Here is a 16,941-nt window from a genome sequence, read left to right on the forward strand (position 1 = left end):
TCAGGCGTAATACTTCGCGTCCTCGATCACCGGCTCGGCTTCGCCCGCGGCCACCATCTGGGCAATGAGCCGTCGCTTCAGGTCCTGGCGGACCGCGTCGTAGTCCTTGCGCCCCACGAGATTGATCTGTTCGTGGGGATCGGCGTGCAGGTCATACAGGTAGCGCTCCACGTACCGGTCGCTGTCCGGCACCTGCCAGCCGCTCTTGTCCGGCGCGAAGACGCTGTACTTCCAGCGTTCGGTGCGGATCGCCCGGCCTACTTCGGACTCGCTGATCTGGATGAACACCTCGTTGGCCCAGTTCGCGTTGTCTCCCCGGGTGAGAGGCATGGCGTCGCGGCCCTGCATGGTTTCGGGTATCGGCAGTCCTGCCGCGGACAGCAGTGTGGGCGGCATGTCCACCAGACTCACCAGCTCAGGGGCCACGCGGCCTCTCTCGATGCCCGGGCCCGCCAGTACGCAAGGCGTCCGCACACAGCCCTCGTGGCAACTGCGCTTGTACTCGGCGTTACGGGTGCGGAAATGGCAGCCGTGGTCGCTGGTGAAGAGGAGCACGGTATTGTCCAGTTGTCCTGTCTCTTCGAGGGCCTGCACGATGCGTCCGAGGGCGTCGTCCAGGGCCTTCACGCAGGCATAGTAACCCGGCAGGCTCTTGTACCAGTCGCCGGGGCGGTTCTGCAGGTCCGGCGGGACCCAGGGGTTGAGGTAAGACTTCGCGTATCGTTCGGGCCCCACGAACTCGTCCATGTCGTTCTGGTGGTGGGGTTCGAGGTACGAGATGAAGAAGAAGAAGGGCCGGTGCCGCCTGGGATTGCGGATGAACTCCACCGCACGGTCGGTCTGGGCATCGACCCGATAGCCCTCGTAATGCACTTCCTGATTGTTTTCGTCGAACCACCGGGCGTCCTCGGGATGGGAGGTGAACTCCAGAACATCGGCCCCTTCCCAGTAACCGGTGTATCCTCCGCGACGCTCCACGGGCACCGGCTTGTCCACATCGCAGGAGAGATGCCACTTGCCCAGGTACCCCAGGTCATATCCGGCATCTCCGAAACAGTGGGCGAGGGTACGCTCGGACGCAGGCAGTGCCAGGCCATTGCGCCAGACAGAATGTGCGGTGCCATGTTTCCCGGTCTGCAGGCTGCCGCGAGCGGGCGCGCAGACGGGCTGGCAGGTGAAGGAGTGCTCGAATCGCACGCCACGCGCCGCCAGGGCATCCAGATTCGGCGTGAGGTTCATGGGTCCGCCATAGCAGCCGCATGTGTCCCAGCGCTGCTGATCGGTGAAGAATACGAGCACGTTTGGGGTGTCGCTCACAGGCCGTGCACCTCCAGCGGTTCGCGCGGGCAGAGTCGCTTGTCAACCCGGTTTCATCGCACCACGGTAGGATAACAGGCCCCGATGGTGAATTCAACCACGTGCGCCGCATTCCGCCACTCTTGGATCGGAGCCTTTCAGCATGAAGACCCTCGCCCTCTTGCTTCTGTCCGTCACTACTGCAGCCATCGCCGCGCTCTCGCCCATCTGGCAGGACGATTTCGACGCCCCGCTGCGCTATGAAGTCCACGGGCCGCGCTGCTGGACCCTGGGTGACGGCGTCGCCCTTTTCCGGCTGGGCGATGCCGAGGCCCGCCTTGTGGCCCTCACGCCTGCGGTCAGCGACTGTGTGGTGGAAAGTGAGCTCAATCTCGCCGAACGCACCGCCGGCGGGTGGTCCTATGCCGGGATCGGTCTGCTGAAAGACCCGGTCAATCACTGGCAGCTTTTGCTGGTGGAAGGCCCAGACGGCCGGCGCTACCCGGAACTGGTTGAGAAACTGAATGGAGAGCACCAGGCCCAATTGGGCGTCGGGTCGATCCGCGCCCGTCTGGAATCCACAACCACCGGCGAACTCGCGACCTGGCAGTACGGGCGTCGATACTTGCTCAGACTGGCGCTGGATTCCGAAGGCATTGAGGGGACCATCACCGACGTTGAGAGCGGGCAACTCTGGCAGCGCAGGTACTCCTTCGCCCGGGGGATTGCCGTGAAGTCGGGCAGGCCCTGTTTGATCGCCCACGGAAAGCGGGGCAGTTACGCGTATCTGCGCGCGCAGGCAGACCTGACCGCCCAGCCCGATGCGCTGGCGATCAAGGCGGGTGAGCGCACCGCCGCAGTGGTCGAGGACAGCGCGGGCACCGTTTCCGGGCCTCTCGCTGCCGCCCTGGAACGTGCGGGGTTCACGGTGACCCTGGTGGACTGGCCCACCATCGAGACCCACACCCTCCCCGCGAAGGGCCTGGACCTTCTGGTGCTCGCGGATGCCCGGAGAGTGCCCGTGGGTGCGAAAACAGCGGTGATGACGGCGCTGCACACATCGGGCAAAGTCCTGGCCGTGGGAGCGCCGGCGTTCAGAGAACTGACGTTCCTCACGCCCGAGGGCTGGCGCGGACAGCGGGACTGGACCCAGGCGTTCGCCGCACGGCTCCAACGCATCCCCATGCGGACAGAACCGGGGGACTGGAGCCGCTCGGCAATGAATCCGGCGCGGGAAGCATCTTTCGCGCCGGACCCGTCCTCGGGGGAGGGTGCGTGGAAGTTCCAGACCGACCTGCAGGGCTGGGACACGTTCTACACCGAAGTTGGCGACGCTTTCGCAGAGGACCGCGAACTGCTGGTCTTCGACGCGAAGAGTGAGGGTGCGGCGGGGCAGATGGTGGTGGAGCTGGTGGAGGACGACAAGTCGCGCTGGATCACTTCGGTGGACATCACGGGGGACTGGCGGACCTACGTCCTGCGCCCGGCGGATTTCCCGTACTGGGAGGATTCGGCCGCCCGCGGGAGGGGTTTCGCGGGCGATAAGGTGCGGCCGGGTCACGTCCTGCGCATCAGTCTGGGCATCGCCAGCAGCCACAACAGCAAGGTAGAGCCCGGGCATAACGCCTTCTGGATCAGGAACCTGTCCACCGCGCAGGACCCGGGCCTCCCTGCCCCCGATTTCAGCCTTTCCGACGTCCAGGCGCTGTGCCCCTCTTATATGCTGTACCCGGTGAAAGACGCAGCGTTTCTGGCTCCAGCGGGCGATGCCGGCGCCGCGCGCACTGCTTGGACGGGGGCGTGTTTCTCTCCGGTCTGGCGGGAGAGCGGCCGGGGCCTGAACCGTGGACGATCCTGGCGCTGGGTGCCGGTCCTGGAGGCTTACGATGCATCGGGCAGGAAGCTGGGCGCGCCGCTGTCGTGTATGGTCGGAGACGGAACCTGCCCGAACGCGGTGTGGGCGAACGTGGCCGTCGCTGACCCCGCGCAGGCTCTGGACCCACGGATTCTCAAGCCAGTCACTGACCTCGCTGTGCGCATGGCCGACGGTCACTTCCTGCTGGAGGGTGGCGCGGAGCTCTTCTCATACCTGCCGGGCGAGACTGTTGAGCTCGGGGCACAGGCCCTCAATGTCGGCCGCGATCCTGCGGACCTGGATGTCGCTATTGCGGTCGTGGATGCCTCGGGAGCCCGGGTCTTCGAAGCCCGAGAGACGCTGGCAGTCGATGCCGGAACCGCGCGCAAGCTACAGCGCTCCTGGAAGCCGGATACCCTCGACCGGGCGGGGTATGAGGTCACGGTCCGCCTGCTGGACGGCGACCGCGAAGTGGACCGCATCAGCCATCGCATCGAAGCCCTGCGCTCCGAACCCGCCAGGCCGGAAGAGTTCGTGCGGGTGGAGGGCAGTCGGTTCATGCTGGGCGATAAGCCCTGGTACTTCAAGGGCATCAACTACCGCCCCGGTTTCATGGCCGGGTATCCTCACCTGAACCTGATCGCCCGTGAATGCTATGACCCGGAGATCATCGAGCGCGAACTGGACTGGATGCAGGAGGCGGGCATGAATGCCATCAGCGCCATTCACGCGCTGATCCCGCCCGACCCGGAGTCGCCTCTGGCTTACCGCGACCAGCTTGATTTCCTGGAGCGCTGCGACCGCCACGGGATGAAGCTCTTTTTCATCGTCCCTCACGGCCGCCCGTATCAGGGCGAGAACGTCAAGGCGCTTATGGATTACATTGAGAAGGCGGGCATCAAGGATCACCCGGCGATCATGTGCTGGGAGCTCGCCTGGGAGCCGATCGAGAGCCCCTGGCAGGGCAAGCTCGATTTCATCCTGGAGGACTGGAACCGCTGGATCGTGCAGCGTTACGGGAGCATCGCCGCCGCCGTCGCCGACTGGGGATTCGACCCGCGTGATGATAGAGCCGAGAAGGTACCCGTGCCCACCGTCGAACAGTGCCGCGCTCATGGAGATTGGGACGTCTACGTCGCCGCATTCCGCCGAGCCTTCAGCGATCTGATCAGCGCGCGGTACCGGGACATCGTGCGGCCCCTGCGGGAATGGGATCCAAAACACCTGATTTCCTTCCGCGGGGGAGCCTGTGGGATTCCCCACGCTGAGCGGTTCGCACACATCCACAGCGCCGGCGCATCAAAACACATGGATTTCCTGAATCCCGAGGGCTACAACCTGCAGACCGGCGGCTGGGCCAAGCCCACGCCACCCGACGACATTCGCAAGGGCGGTCTTGTTACGCTCTATTACCGGTACGTGTCCCGGGAGAAGCCCGTCGTCTGGATGGAGTTCGGCTTCACGGTCAACGGTTTCCACCGGGAGTGGCAGCCGGACGACCTGTTCATCGACCCGGAGAAGCTCCGGCTGCAGGAGCAGGAGTACGAGGCCTTCTACTCCATGTTCATTGAGTCCGGCGCGCGGGGGGCCGCTCCGTGGTGGCTCCCCGGGGGCTTCCGTCTCGGGGAAAACAGCGACTTCGGCATCCTCGAACCAGACGGCTCTGAGCGCCCGGCAGCCAAGGTGGTGCGCAAGTACCTGCCGCTGTTCGACACCGTGCAGCACCCGGCTGCAAATCGCATCCTCGAGATGGACCTGGACGGCACTTATCCGGATTCCTGGCCACTGCTATCCAGTGCCTATCTGACCGCGGTGAAGGCGGGGCAAGTTCCGGGGCTGACCACCGCAGGAAACGGGACCACATCCGCTGACTGTCCATTGGTCGCGGTGGGCAATGTTCCGTGCAATGGGCACAATCCGCCGATCCACCTGAACGCTGAGTTCAACGCGATCGAACTGAAGATCGGGGACGGAGACTGGCAGCGGGTGCGAGACGGCCAGGCCCTCGAAGCCCCGCGCGGCGCGAGTGTGATGTGCCGAGCCAGTGTGGGCAATCTCGGCGAAGCGAAGTGGCTATCGCCCGCGAATGCTCCCGATGTGGGTGGAGTGTACCTTGCCGGCCGGGAGGAGTACGGCATGCCTTTCGCGGCGCCGATTGTCTCGGACACGCCCTATCTGGCGGATGCGGGGGTGGCGCCCTTCCAGTTGATCCGGCAGGTGACAGGGGATCGGATGGTGTCTTTCGAGATGCTATCAGCGGGGAGGGTGTTCTTCGGCGAGCGCCTCACAGTGACGATCAAGCCGGGGGGATAGCGCAGGCGTGGTCGCCCGGCTCACTTTTCCGGCACGATCACTGCCGCTTCGGTCTGTGCGATGACCCCGCCCGACATGTCGCGCACGGTTACCCGGATCACGTGCTCGCCGGGTGACAGCGCGTCAGCGTTGAGCGGGAAGAACCAGGCGGGAGTCGTCGATGTCGCCCGGAAGCGGCCGTCCATCTCGAAGGTCACCCGGTCCGGCTGGAGATTCGGGTCGAGAATCGCTTCAACCGTCACTCGTCCTCTGAGCGCCCCCGGCTCGCCGCCTTTGACCACAATCGCCGCTCCGTTTCTGGGCGGGTTCGCGCCGCCCGAAAATGCCAGCGGCACGGATGTGGGCTTCGCGGGCATTGAGGCTCCCGGCGTCGGTGGGCCTCCGGGGAGAGGTTCCGAGGGACCAATCAGCGGCGGGAAAGGTTGCGAGGGCGCAAATGCCACCGGCGCCTCGGCGGTTCCGGGCAGCACCACTGATGGGCCGGGCGCGATGCCCCCGTCCACCTTGCTCAGGAAATGCGGGGACGACACCAGCGCGCGGTATGCCGCGAGTACCTGTTCATCCGTTGTCAGGGAGTAGTCGTTGTGTGCAAGTTCCTCGCGCACTGCGTCCACCGAGAACCAGTTGATCATTCGCACCCGGGGGAACCGGGTCTGAATGCTCTCGTACATGCGGCGCATTTCGCGGATCGCGAAATCCACGGTAGCGCTGGCCGCCGCCTGGCAGTAATGGGTAGCTGCATACTCGCCAATGGCGATGGGCTTGCGGTCGGCGTACAGGTTGTAGATGAACTCGAGATGCTGGACCGCGTTGTCCACCGCGCGCTTGGTCACATCCCCCGAGTGATAAACCACGCTGTAAACATTGACGCCCACCCAGTCCACGTATTCGTCGCCGGGATAATAGAGGGGGATGGTGCTTTTCGGGGTAGCGAAGGGGCACCAGATCAGGATCGCATTCGGCGCGCCCCGGTAGAAGGCCTCGTATACCATGCGCCACTTCTTCACGTACAGGTCGGGGTCGCCTGACCAGGCTTCCCAGTCCCCGTTCATCTCAGATGCGAACCGGATGAACACGGGCTCGCCGAAGTTCGCGCAGGCCTGCACCCAGCCGCGCAGGTATTCGTCGTCTTGCACCTTGTCCAGGCCTTCATTGGGCTCCCAGGCGATGTGCGGGGTGGCCCCGGCGCGCTTGAGCCTGTTCGCCCACTCGAAGGGGAAGGGCTGGCCATAGCCCACATATCGGAAGTAAGTGGCGTGCTTCTTGCCGGTGACGCGCTCGAAAGTCGCGATGTCATCCCGCGCCACGGGATCCATCTCGATGTAAGCACCGATGTAGCACCCGGTCACCGGTTCGCACGGTCCGAGTGCCTGGGCCGTGACGCTGCCCGGGATCAGCAGGCTGATGATCGTGATTAGCAGAAGTGGGATCATGTTCGGGTGTTGGGGCGTGTGAGCATTCGCCGCTCCCACAGGCAGGGATTATAGGCGGCGGCTTCTTGGGCCGTCAACAGGACCATACGGCTTTGTGGGACGTGTCCCGGCTGGAGCCGGCTACGCGCTCAGCGTGCCGCTCGCCGTGAGCCGTTGCCCCATAGCCCGCAGAGCGGGCGGCAGCCCCCGGATTCGCGCCCCACGATGCGCATTGAGCCCCCGAACGGCGGAGACAGGCCGTTCTCCGTGCAACGGATCGGCCGCCTCTCAGGGGCTTGGAGCCCTTTCCCCAGGGCCGGAATCCCCCGGCTTCCGCTGGGGGCTACAGGCGGACGGCTCCTGCCGGAGCCTCACAGCACACGGCGCGGCCCCAACACCATGGGCATCGGACGTTGCTCACACACGAGACCGGCACGCCTCTCACATAGCCGATGCCGCTGGGGTGTCAATCGCGGCCTTCCCCGGAGGTGGGCCGGGGAGTATGATACGTTGGTGAGTTTCAACCCGCCGGGTAGGTTGACGCATGCTCTGTGGGCGGGGTTCCGGGAGAGAGTATCCAATGGAGATCATCCTTGCCGAACACGCCGGGTTCTGCTTCGGCGTCCGGCGTGCGATTCACAGGGCTGTGGAAGAGACGCGCCAAAGGGGCCGCTTGTACTCGCAAGGGCCGCTGATCCACAACCGTCAGGTCGTCGACGGTCTGCGGGATGAGGGCCTCGAACCTGTGGAAAGCATCGAGGACGTGCCGCCGGGAGCCGCGGTGATGTTGCGCACTCACGGCGTGGGCCCAACGGTCTACCGGCGCGCTGAGGAGCGCGGGCTCGAAGTGATCGACGCCACGTGCCCCTTCGTCGCGCGTGCCCAGAAGGAGGCGTCGCGCCTGGATCAAGCCGGCTACCGGGTGCTGGTGCTGGGCGAGCCGGACCATCCCGAGGCCCAGGCAATCCGCGAGCATACCGGGGGGCGAGCGCACATCGTCCAGAGCCCGGGGGACGTGAACCCCTCCGCACTCACCAAACGGGTCGCCATCGTCTGCCAGACCACGCAACGGATCGAGGCCCTGCAGGAACTGGCCAGTGCCGTGCTGCCTCATGTGCAGGAGCTGGTGGTGGCGAATACCATCTGCGACGCCACTGCCCACCGCCAGGATGCCGCTCGGGCCATGGCGCAGCAGGTGGACGTCGTTGTAGTCATCGGCGGGCGGCACAGCGCGAACACCACGCGCCTCGCCCAGATCTGCGCGGACTCGGGCAAGCCTACCTACCATGTGGAGACTGCCGACGAGATCCAGTGCGCGTGGTTCGAGGGCGCCGGCAGGATAGGTATCACGGCCGGGGCGTCCACTCCCGACCAGGCGATTGAGGATGCGGTGCGGCGTATCCAACAGTGCGCGCCGGAATGCTGATCTCGGGGGAATATGCGTTCGAAATGGTCGCTTGACTCCGGTGAGGCGTTAGCTATAATGGCCGCAACATAGTCCCATCTACGGGCCCCCTCACCGCATCCGAACTGGTTATCACACTCCGCCGGGGCGCCCGTCGAGCGGTTGCGTGAGAGGCGGCTTCGAGGGATTCCCCAGGCGATGAATAAATGACCAGTGTGCAGCATGCGTGCGCCCGGAGTGTTCCAGCCATGGGCAGGCTGATTAGTGGTCTGAGGACGGCGTTGCTCGGCAGAGACACGCACCACGAGACGGCCAGTTGCCCGGCAATGCGGGTCACCGTCAAGTGCGCGAAGTGCGGCGAGATCATCTCCGTGCGTGTGGACAAGGCAAACGATCTCCTTGCCGAGTACGACGATACCAGCGATGCGGACGAACCCATTGCACCCAGCGGGTACGTGCTGCGCAAGGAAATGGTGGGACGCAAGTGCCAGAATCTCGTGCACTTCACCATGAGGTTTGACGGGCGCAGGCGCATCGTCGGCCATGAGATTCAGGGCGGGCAGTTCGTGGACTGGGAAGATACGGACTGATTTTTCGGCGATGAACGAACCCGCCGGCAACGGGTCGATGGCAGCCAGCAAAGACAACCGGGCTCCAGTCCTGCGACTGGGGCTCGTGTGCGTTATCGTCTACCTGTTCTTGATTGGCCTGCCCCTGGTCAAAGGCATCCCGCCGCTCATCGGCATCTTCGCGGGAAGCCTGATCCTTGCGGGACTGTCCCTGCTCCTCGTGGGCCTCGGTGCTTGCATCCCCACTACCGCCTGGACCGAGGCACTTCTTGGGGCGGCGTTCCTCGCCGCCTGGTTGGGGCTCACCCAGATCCCAGGCAAGGATCCCGCCCTTCGCTTGTATGTCGGCCCGGTGGGTACCCTCGCCTTCATCCTGACGTGTCTTTTCGTGGGCAAACTGTTAGCACGAATCGTCCGCGAGCGCGCCCTTGCGTTCCCGGTGGTGCTTGTGGCTGCGCTGGCTGATATCTTCACGGTCTTCTGGGGGCCAACCGGGCAGGCGCTGGAGAAGGCCCCGGCGTTGGTTCAGAAGCTCTCTCTGGCGATCCCCGCAGCAGGTTCCGCAGCGGGCGCCGAGGGAGCGCGGGGGCTTGCTTTCGTGGCATCCATGGGCCTGGGAGACTTCATCTTCCTGGCCTTCTTCCTCACAATCGCCGTGCGCTTCGGATTCCCGCTGGTGCCCACGCTGGTTGCGGTGATTCTGGGGGCCTGCATCGGAATCACCCTGGCCCTGGCGAATCCGTTCGGCCTGCCGGGAATGCCTCTGCTACCTTGGATGAGCGTGGCATTTCTTCTGGTGAACGCCCGCAATTTCCGCCTGTCGCCCATCGAAAAGCGGGACACAGCCATCGCAATCGGCCTGCTGGCGGTGCTGTTCGTAGTGGCAGCCCTCGCCTTGCGCTCGCAATAGCCCCGTGCTAATCTACACAGTCTGCGAATGACCGGCATCGGCGAGCTGCCGGTGCCATTGACTTACCCGAGGATGCGAAGGCGTCCCGCAAAGGAGCGGCGAACCGTGGCCGAACGCTACGAATTCTCCAGCATCGAGCCCCGTTGGCAGTCGTGGTGGGCTGAGAATGAGGTTTTCAAGTCCCACCGCGATCCCTCGCGCCCCAAGTACTACTGCCTGAACATGTACCCGTACCCCTCGGGCGACCTGCACATGGGGCATATGCGCAATTACATCATCGGTGACGTTTTGGCCCGTTTCCACATTCTGCAGGGCTACAGCGTCATGCACCCTATGGGCTGGGATGCTTTCGGTCTCCCTGCAGAGAATGCAGCTATCCTGCGGGGTATTCACCCGGCCGATTGGACCGCCGACTGCGTCGCAAAGATGAAGAAGCAGTTCGGCCAGCTCGGGATCAGCTACGACTGGGACCGCGAGGTAGACTGTTCTGCCCCGGACTATTACAAGTGGACCCAGTGGATATTCCTGAAGCTGTATGAGGCTGGGCTGGCATATACCGGCAAGGCCACGGTGAACTGGTGTCCGTCGTGCCAGACGGTACTGGCCAACGAGGAACTGGACGGCGATACCTGCGAGCGCTGCGGCTCCCTGGTGAACCCCGAGCAGGTGGACAACCAATGGTTCTTCCGAATCACCGACTACTCCGACCGCCTGCTGGATGACATCGAGCGCCTGGAGAACTGGCCTGAGCGCGTCCGGGCTATGCAGGCCAACTGGATCGGTCGCTCCTACGGGGTCTCCTTCCGGTTCGAGATCGAAGGGGACTTCGAGGACCTGGAGGTTTTCACCACCCGTATTGACACGCTGTACGGGGTCACCTACGTGGTGCTGGCGCCCGAGCATCCCATGGTGGCGGCCCTGACCGCGGGCACCGAACGCGAAGAACAAGTGCGCGAATTCGCCCGCAGCGCCATGCGCGAGGGTGAGGTTGCCCGAACCGCCGCGGACACGAAGAAACGCGGAATCTTCACCGGCGCCTACGCGATCCATCCCCTGACCGGCGAGCGGGTGCCCATCTGGGTGGGCAATTACGTGATCATGGGCTACGGTTCGGGTGCGATCATGGCGGTGCCGGCCCATGACCAGCGGGACCTGGAGTTCGCTCGCGAGTACGGTCTGCCCGTGCGCGTAGTCATACAGCCCGAGGGCGTCACGCTGGACCCGGACACCATGCCGGAAGCGTACGTCGAGCCGGGAATCCAGGTGAACAGCGCGCAGTTCGACGGCATGCCCTCGGAACAGGCCAAGGAAGCTATCGCCGACCATCTGGAAGCGCTGGGCAAGGGCAGACGTGTAGTGAACTACCGGCTGCGAGATTGGCTGATATCTCGCCAGCGCTACTGGGGCACGCCGATCCCAATTATCTGGTGCGATGACTGCGGCCCGGTGCCGGTACCCGAGGAAGATCTGCCGGTGCTGCTGCCGCCGGACGCGGACTTCCAGCCCACCGGCGACTCGCCGCTCAAGCGCCACCCGACTTTTTCCCAGACGACCTGTCCACGCTGCAATAAGCCTGCGCGGCGCGAGACCGATACCATGACCACTTATGTGGACTCATCGTGGTACTACCTGCGCTATTGCAGCCCGAAGCGCGACGACGTAGTCTTTGACCGCGACGACGTGGATTACTGGATGCCGGTTGATCAGTACGTGGGAGGCGTGGAGCACGCGGTGCGCCACCTCCTGTACAGCCGGTTCATCACCAAGTTCCTGAAGGATCAGGGCTACCTGAGCTTTGACGAACCCTTCTCGCGACTCTTCACCCAGGGCATGATCTACAAAGATGGGATGAAGATGAGCAAGTCCAAGGGGAACGTGGTGGGCATCGACGAGATGGTGCAGCGCTACGGTGCGGATACGGCGCGCGCGTTCATCCTGTTCGTCGGCCCGCCCGAACAGGATGCGGAATGGAGCGACAAAGGCGTCGAAGGTGCCCACCGGTTCCTCCAGCGGGTCTGGCGCTGCGCAGTGGATGGACCGCAATTCAACCCCGACTGGGCGAACTCACTGCCTGCCGAGCCGGATGATTCCGACCGGGCCATGCGCCGCAAGACCCACCAGACCATACAGAAGGTCACAGACGACATCCGCCGGATGGGTCTGAACACCATGGTCAGTGCGCTGATGGAGTTGACCAACGAGCTTCTGCCCTACAGCCAGTCGGCATCGGCGAGTGCTGCGAAGACCGCGATCTACTCCGAGGCGCTGGAGACCCTGGTGCTGCTTCTGTCGCCGGTCACTCCGCACCTGTGTGAGGAGCTCTGGGCGCGCATGGGCCGAGAGTCCAGTATCCTTCGCCAATCCTGGCCCGTCGCCGATCCCGCTCTGGCCGCGGCGGAGACAGTCACCGTGGTGGTTCAGGTGAACGGGAAGCTGCGGGACAAGTTCGAGGTGCCCGCAGGGTCGGACATGGAGGAGCTCAAGGCCCGAGCCCCCGAACTGGATGGGGTTCGCAAACACGTGGAAGGCAAGCAGGTCGTGAAGATCATCACGGTGCCCGACAAGCTGATCAACATCGTGGTGAGGTAGCCGGAGTATGCATTGGGGACTGGCGTCCGGCTCCGGGTTTCTCCCGGAGGCGAGGCCGGTCCCCCGTCCAGCCGTCCCCGGCGGGAATGCCACGGCTTCTGCATGCGGTGCTTGCAGCGGAGCACACCGCGCGTGGCTTAGGATGGCCCCCATCAGACGTGATGCGAGTTAGCCCGTCTCGGATTGTCTGCGCTCCGATCAGTTCCCCACGAACTCGTACGCCCCGATGTCCGGCGCTTTTCCCTGCGGCCGGGGGATGCCTGCGAAGTCCGCGTCCGTGTCTGTGTCACAGGCCGCATCGATGCAGACCGAGTCGGGCCTAAGGCGCAGGTCCAGGTTGGCCGCATCCAGTAGCCCCGGGTCTGCCGCGAGACTCCCCGGTTCCTTGCCGAACTCTTGCTGGTAGGCCCCGAACTGCTCCATGGTGTAGCTCTTTCCGGCGACGTTGATCATGACCCCCTGCGCCTGATACCACACGTTGCAGTCCATGATCAGGGCATCCACTTGCGGCCGGGTCCAGCTGGGCGCGTAGAAGGCGTTCTTCGTGGCTTCCAGGAATACGTTGTTGCTGACCACGATTCCGGTCGCGGGCGCAGGGCTGCCGTAGAAGCAGAGGTGCCGACCACTGGGATCAGGCCGCTGGGTATGTCCCCATCCGTGCCCGGCATTGATGCAGGTATTGTGAATGAACTGCACGTTCTCAGTGCGGGATGTCTCGGGCGCGTTCCAGTACTCGAAGGAGTACTCGCAGTTCCAGATGAGATTGTTGCGGTAGATGATGTTGGCATGCACCACGTTCGGTCCGTGGCTCTGGTTGGTGAGGGCCGCGTCGTATATCTCCCACAGCCGGCAGCGTTCTACAAGACAATCGTGGGCGTTGCCCCAGAACTCGATGCCGTTGCCGAAGCGCACGGTCCTTTCGCCACCCATCTGGTCCCCGCCGCCGATCCACCCGAAGTCGCAGTCGCGCACGACGATGTGGTGGGTGCTTCCTCCGCCGATCCCATGGGCTCCCCCGTACTTGAGTGCGAGATTCTCGTAGCACACGTACGACTTTCCACTCTGGTTGATCTGGTGGATTCTCAGGGCGCACTCGATCTTCGAATAATGAAGCCCTGGGTTCTCGGGGCAAACCATGAACACCCGGTGGGTACTTTCGTCGAACCAGTACTGGCCCTCCTGTCGCAGTTGGTCTCGCTCCCAGACCTTCACACCGCACAGTTGCTCGCCATTGAGGATGATGTTGCCCACATCGGCAGCAAACGTTGTTCCCTCGGCCTCGAGCAGGCTAAAGTCATCCAGGTGTAGGATGCTTCCGGCGGGCATCCGAGCGCCGAGGTATACGGTCAGCCTCGCGTGGTCGGTGGTCTCGGTGGCCGTGTAGAACTGCTCCACGGTGGTCCATTCGGTGCCGACGGCTTTGTCTCCCGGCATCTCGCGAGTGTATCGCGACCACGGCGGTCCCGGGCTCATGACCACGGGAGCCTGGACCTGGAAGGGAGCGCTGGCGCGGGCCTTGAAGGCCAGCCGATAGATCTTGCCCTGCTGGATGCTGAATGGCGAGAAAATGAGCTGGATGTGGTTTGCCGCTTCGCCCGGCGCCATGCACTCAATGCGCAGCGACTGCGGCGCGGATGCGAACTCCTCGCGGTCCAGAGAAGTGCGCACCTGGGCGCCCTGTTCGGTATGCACGCCCCAGCCGTCCATGCCCTCGGTGAAGCTTCCGTTGGGGAAGATGTCTTCCGCTGCGGTGGTCACCCGGGGTGGCCGGGTACCCCAGATTCCGCCGCCCTCATCCACCCAGTCTTCGGGACTGCTCTTGTCCACCGAGCCGATGAGCAGCGGCTTGTCACCCTCGCCATAGGCCGAGTAGGTGACGAAGCCGTCTTCGCTCCCGCTACAGGGGATGAGGGCCTCGCGCCAGGAGTCTCCCCGCTTCAACCGGATGATGTCGCCGGGCGCGAAGGCGTGGCCGTTCACCTTTGCAATGGTCTTCCAGGCTGTCCCAGGTGACAGGCCGTCGTTTTCATCGGACCCGGAGTTGGCCACGAAGTACTCGGTTCCCCAGGTCGCCGAGCCCAGCGCGAGCAGGGCCACAAAAGCCCCGATTGCAGAGAGTGATTGCTGCATGGAAGCCCTCCAGTCAGAAATAAGCGCTCACGGCGTGCAGAATAAGCAGGTCCTGAAGCGGGCGTGGCCAAATGCGTGTGCCACACTATGCCCCGCATGATGTTGTCTGTAGGGCCCATCGGGAGACTAGTACTCGGCTCCGAGCTCCATCAGGAGACGGTGCCTGTACCCAATGCACTCAGTGCTGCTTTGGTTTCGCCGAAAGCAGCGGCACCCGCTGCGCGGGGTCCTGGGTTACAGCAGGCTTTCCACGTGTGCCGCCAGACCATCCGCAATCGGCGTCGCGGGGACCTTCAGCCCCGCAAGACGCAGGGGCGAAAGGTCATAGATGCGGTGGCACAGGAAGGGCGCGAGTTCCGGCTGCTCCTGGAGGCTGCGGTCCACGGGCAGCTCCTCCACACTGATACGGCACCCCAGCACCTCGCCGATGATCTCATAGTAGCGCACCGACTCCAGGATGTCCGGGCCTGCGCTGCAGAAGATGCGGTTGCGGGCGAGGTCGCAGCCGCAGGCGCTCAGGATCAGTTCCGCAAGGTCGCGCGCGAAAACGGGCTGCTGCAAGAAATGCCCGCCACCGATGAGCCTGAGCGTTTCGCCTGCTCGGATGCGCTGGATCAGATCTGCCTTGCGGCCCTCCTGGGGCAGGCAACCCAGTTGCGAACCCGGACCGTAGATGTGGCAGGGGCGGAACACCGTCCAGGGCAGATCATCCCCGGCGTGTGCCAGCAGCTCCAGTTCGCACTGGCGCTTCAGGCCACCGTACCCGTCGGCCAGGAAATGCCCGTTATCGAAAGGTTGGGGGAAAGCCCGCTTCGCCGGGTCGAAAACGAAGTCGGTGGAAATAAACACGAAATGCCCCGCGCGTCCTGAGAAGGCCCGTATGTCCTGGCGCGCATCCTCGGGCTGGTACCCGATGCAGTCCACCACCAGGTCCCAGTCCTGCCTGCATCCGGCGATAGCGTCCTGGAATGCCGCGTCATTCTTGCGGTCCACGGTCACGGGCCGCACGCCCTGTGGCAGGGGCTTCTCGCCGCGGGTGACTATCCAGACGTTGTGCCCGCATTCCAGCGCTGTCCGCGCCAGAGTCCCGCTCACGAACCCACTCCCCCCAACAATCAGGGTGTCCAGCTTCCGGCTGAGCCCGCTCATGAGTTGGTACCGTCCTTCTTCTTTTGGGGTGGCTCATTGAGTTTCCACCGCGGGCGTTCGATGAAAGGATTGCGGAATCTCGCCTCGATGCGCCCGGTCTTCTCCAGGTGATCCAGACAGGCCCGGATGCACCCGCGCCCTACACAGACCGCCAGATGCCTGAACCGGTCCTTGCAGAATCTGTTATAGCTCGGCTCAGCGCCTTCGGCCTCGGAGCCGTTCCAGAAAGGCGAGAAGCGCGGGTCCATGCCTTGGTGGACTTTCGCGCAGGCTCCTGCATCGAAGCTCGCGTGACCGAAGGAGCGGCCCTCGATGGTGAAGCACTCATCGCGCGACCTGCCGATGGCGCAGGCCTCGCACTCCCGAGCACATGCGCCGCATTCGTCACAGACGCTGCCCGTGAACAGGGGCGTGGGCTCGAGTTCAGCGTCTGTGAACACCGCGAAGACCCTCTGGCGCGGTCCGAACTGGGGCGTGAGCAGGAGCTTGGACAGCCCGAGTTCCCCGAGACCCGCCGCGCAGCCGATCACCCGCAGCGAGACCATGCCGTCCGGCCCGTGTGGCTGATCCTCCCGCACCTGCCGCCCGGAATGTGAGTGGAAGGGGTTATGCACCGGGACGCTGGTATATCCCTCCCCCTCCAGTGTCATCACGATCCTGCGCAGCACCTGGGGCGCGAGTACCTCGTTGAGATACCAGTATGAGTCGCAGTTGTACGCCTGCCAGTATGCGCCCTCCTCGACCGCTTTGAGGGCTCCGCGCGGCTGGCGCAGGGCAATTGCGATGACTGTCTGCACCGGCGGGAAAACCGTGCGCGGGTGCAGCGATTCGGGGGCCTCGTCAAAGCGGCTGATGGGCGCGAAGCCCACCAGGTCCGCACCGGCTTCCAGGGCGGTGCGGCGGATGCTTTCGGTGAGACTGTCCACAGCTGCTCCTTCTTTGCTCTGCGGCGCGTTTCGCACACTACCGGGTCCGCGCGGTGCTCGGCGTCGCGGAGAGTATTCCCCGGGGGCAACCAGATTCCCTTGATGTCGCGGGTACGCGGAACGGATGGCTGTCCGTGGGCGGCTTCCCTGAGGTGGGCTTGCTGCCCTCACCGCCACTCGTGCGGTGTCGGCATCGTCCGGGCGACGGGGCCCCGAAGCCCCCGGCAGGCGTCACAGGGCCCCTCATGGCTACCGCAGACGTTCGCTTCTCGATGACACCCTTGACCCGATGTCTTACCTGCTTTCGCGGAATGCAGCCGCGCACTGCGTCTTGCATATTGACCCCGAAACGCCCCTGTGATATAGTCCGCGTATCATGACGATTGT

Annotated in this window: 10 protein-coding genes; 4 read left to right on the forward strand and 6 right to left on the reverse strand. The window is 64.3% G+C overall.

The genetic code is table 11. From position 1 onward, the window contains the following. Entirely contained in the window at positions 1-1,317 is a 1,317-nt protein-coding gene (locus HPY44_19240) for a sulfatase-like hydrolase/transferase (GenBank protein ID NSW58147.1), read from the reverse strand. Positions 1,318-1,459: 142 nt separating this feature from the next. On the opposite strand from HPY44_19240, the gene HPY44_19245 reads away from it, so the two are divergent. Beyond that, positions 1,460-5,464, forward strand: coding sequence for a hypothetical protein (locus HPY44_19245; protein NSW58148.1), 4,005 nt, complete (start codon positions 1,460-1,462; stop codon positions 5,462-5,464). Between the two features lie 20 nt (positions 5,465-5,484). Here HPY44_19245 and HPY44_19250 read toward each other — a convergent pair whose 3' ends face one another. Further along, positions 5,485-6,897, reverse strand: coding sequence for a hypothetical protein (locus tag HPY44_19250; protein ID NSW58149.1), 1,413 nt, complete (start codon positions 6,895-6,897; stop codon positions 5,485-5,487). 559 nt (positions 6,898-7,456) lie between these two features. On the opposite strand from HPY44_19250, the gene ispH reads away from it, so the two are divergent. After that, positions 7,457-8,302, forward strand: coding sequence for a 4-hydroxy-3-methylbut-2-enyl diphosphate reductase (gene ispH, locus HPY44_19255; GenBank protein ID NSW58150.1), 846 nt, complete (start codon positions 7,457-7,459; stop codon positions 8,300-8,302). 227 nt (positions 8,303-8,529) lie between these two features. Next, a complete protein-coding gene (locus HPY44_19260) occupies positions 8,530-8,871 on the forward strand; it encodes a hypothetical protein (GenBank protein NSW58151.1) in 342 nt (113 codons plus the stop codon). On the opposite strand, the gene HPY44_19265 is transcribed toward HPY44_19260, so the two are convergent. Then, positions 8,786-9,193 carry a DUF2235 domain-containing protein gene (locus HPY44_19265; GenBank protein NSW58152.1) on the reverse strand — a complete coding sequence of 136 codons (408 nt, stop codon included), beginning with the start codon at positions 9,191-9,193 and terminating at the stop codon, positions 8,786-8,788. The genes HPY44_19260 and HPY44_19265 overlap by 86 nt on opposite strands. A gap of 639 nt (positions 9,194-9,832) precedes the next feature. Here HPY44_19265 and HPY44_19270 point away from each other — a divergent pair. After that, positions 9,833-12,349, forward strand: coding sequence for a leucine--tRNA ligase (locus HPY44_19270; protein NSW58153.1), 2,517 nt, complete (start codon positions 9,833-9,835; stop codon positions 12,347-12,349). 198 nt (positions 12,350-12,547) lie between these two features. Here the strand turns inward: HPY44_19270 and HPY44_19275 are convergent, their stop codons facing one another. The 3 genes from HPY44_19275 to HPY44_19285 form a co-directional block, all read right to left on the reverse strand. Then, on the reverse strand, positions 12,548-14,479 hold the full coding sequence (locus HPY44_19275; GenBank protein ID NSW58154.1) for a carbohydrate binding domain-containing protein: 1,932 nt from the start codon (positions 14,477-14,479) through the stop codon (positions 12,548-12,550). A gap of 234 nt (positions 14,480-14,713) precedes the next feature. Continuing rightward, entirely contained in the window at positions 14,714-15,628 is a 915-nt protein-coding gene (locus tag HPY44_19280; GenBank protein ID NSW58155.1) for an NAD-dependent epimerase/dehydratase family protein, read from the reverse strand. Then, on the reverse strand, positions 15,625-16,554 hold the full coding sequence (locus tag HPY44_19285; protein ID NSW58156.1) for an epoxyqueuosine reductase: 930 nt from the start codon (positions 16,552-16,554) through the stop codon (positions 15,625-15,627). The genes HPY44_19280 and HPY44_19285 overlap by 4 nt, the downstream gene beginning before the upstream one ends. Positions 16,555-16,941: the final 387 nt, after the last annotated feature.

It is taken from the genome of Armatimonadota bacterium (assembly GCA_013314775.1).
In the GTDB taxonomy this organism is placed as follows: Bacteria; Armatimonadota; Zipacnadia; order Zipacnadales; family JABUFB01; genus JABUFB01.

Coding starts and splice junctions, on each gene's coding strand:
- HPY44_19245 (NSW58148.1), top strand. CDS start 1,460: ATGAAGACCCTCGCCCTCTTGCTTCTGTCCGTCACTACTGCAGCCATC.
- HPY44_19270 (NSW58153.1), top strand. CDS start 9,833: ATGCGAAGGCGTCCCGCAAAGGAGCGGCGAACCGTGGCCGAACGCTAC.
- HPY44_19250 (NSW58149.1), bottom strand. CDS start 6,897: ATGATCCCACTTCTGCTAATCACGATCATCAGCCTGCTGATCCCGGGC.
- HPY44_19280 (NSW58155.1), bottom strand. CDS start 15,628: ATGAGCGGGCTCAGCCGGAAGCTGGACACCCTGATTGTTGGGGGGAGT.
- ispH (NSW58150.1), top strand. CDS start 7,457: ATGGAGATCATCCTTGCCGAACACGCCGGGTTCTGCTTCGGCGTCCGG.
- HPY44_19275 (NSW58154.1), bottom strand. CDS start 14,479: ATGCAGCAATCACTCTCTGCAATCGGGGCTTTTGTGGCCCTGCTCGCG.
- HPY44_19260 (NSW58151.1), top strand. CDS start 8,530: ATGGGCAGGCTGATTAGTGGTCTGAGGACGGCGTTGCTCGGCAGAGAC.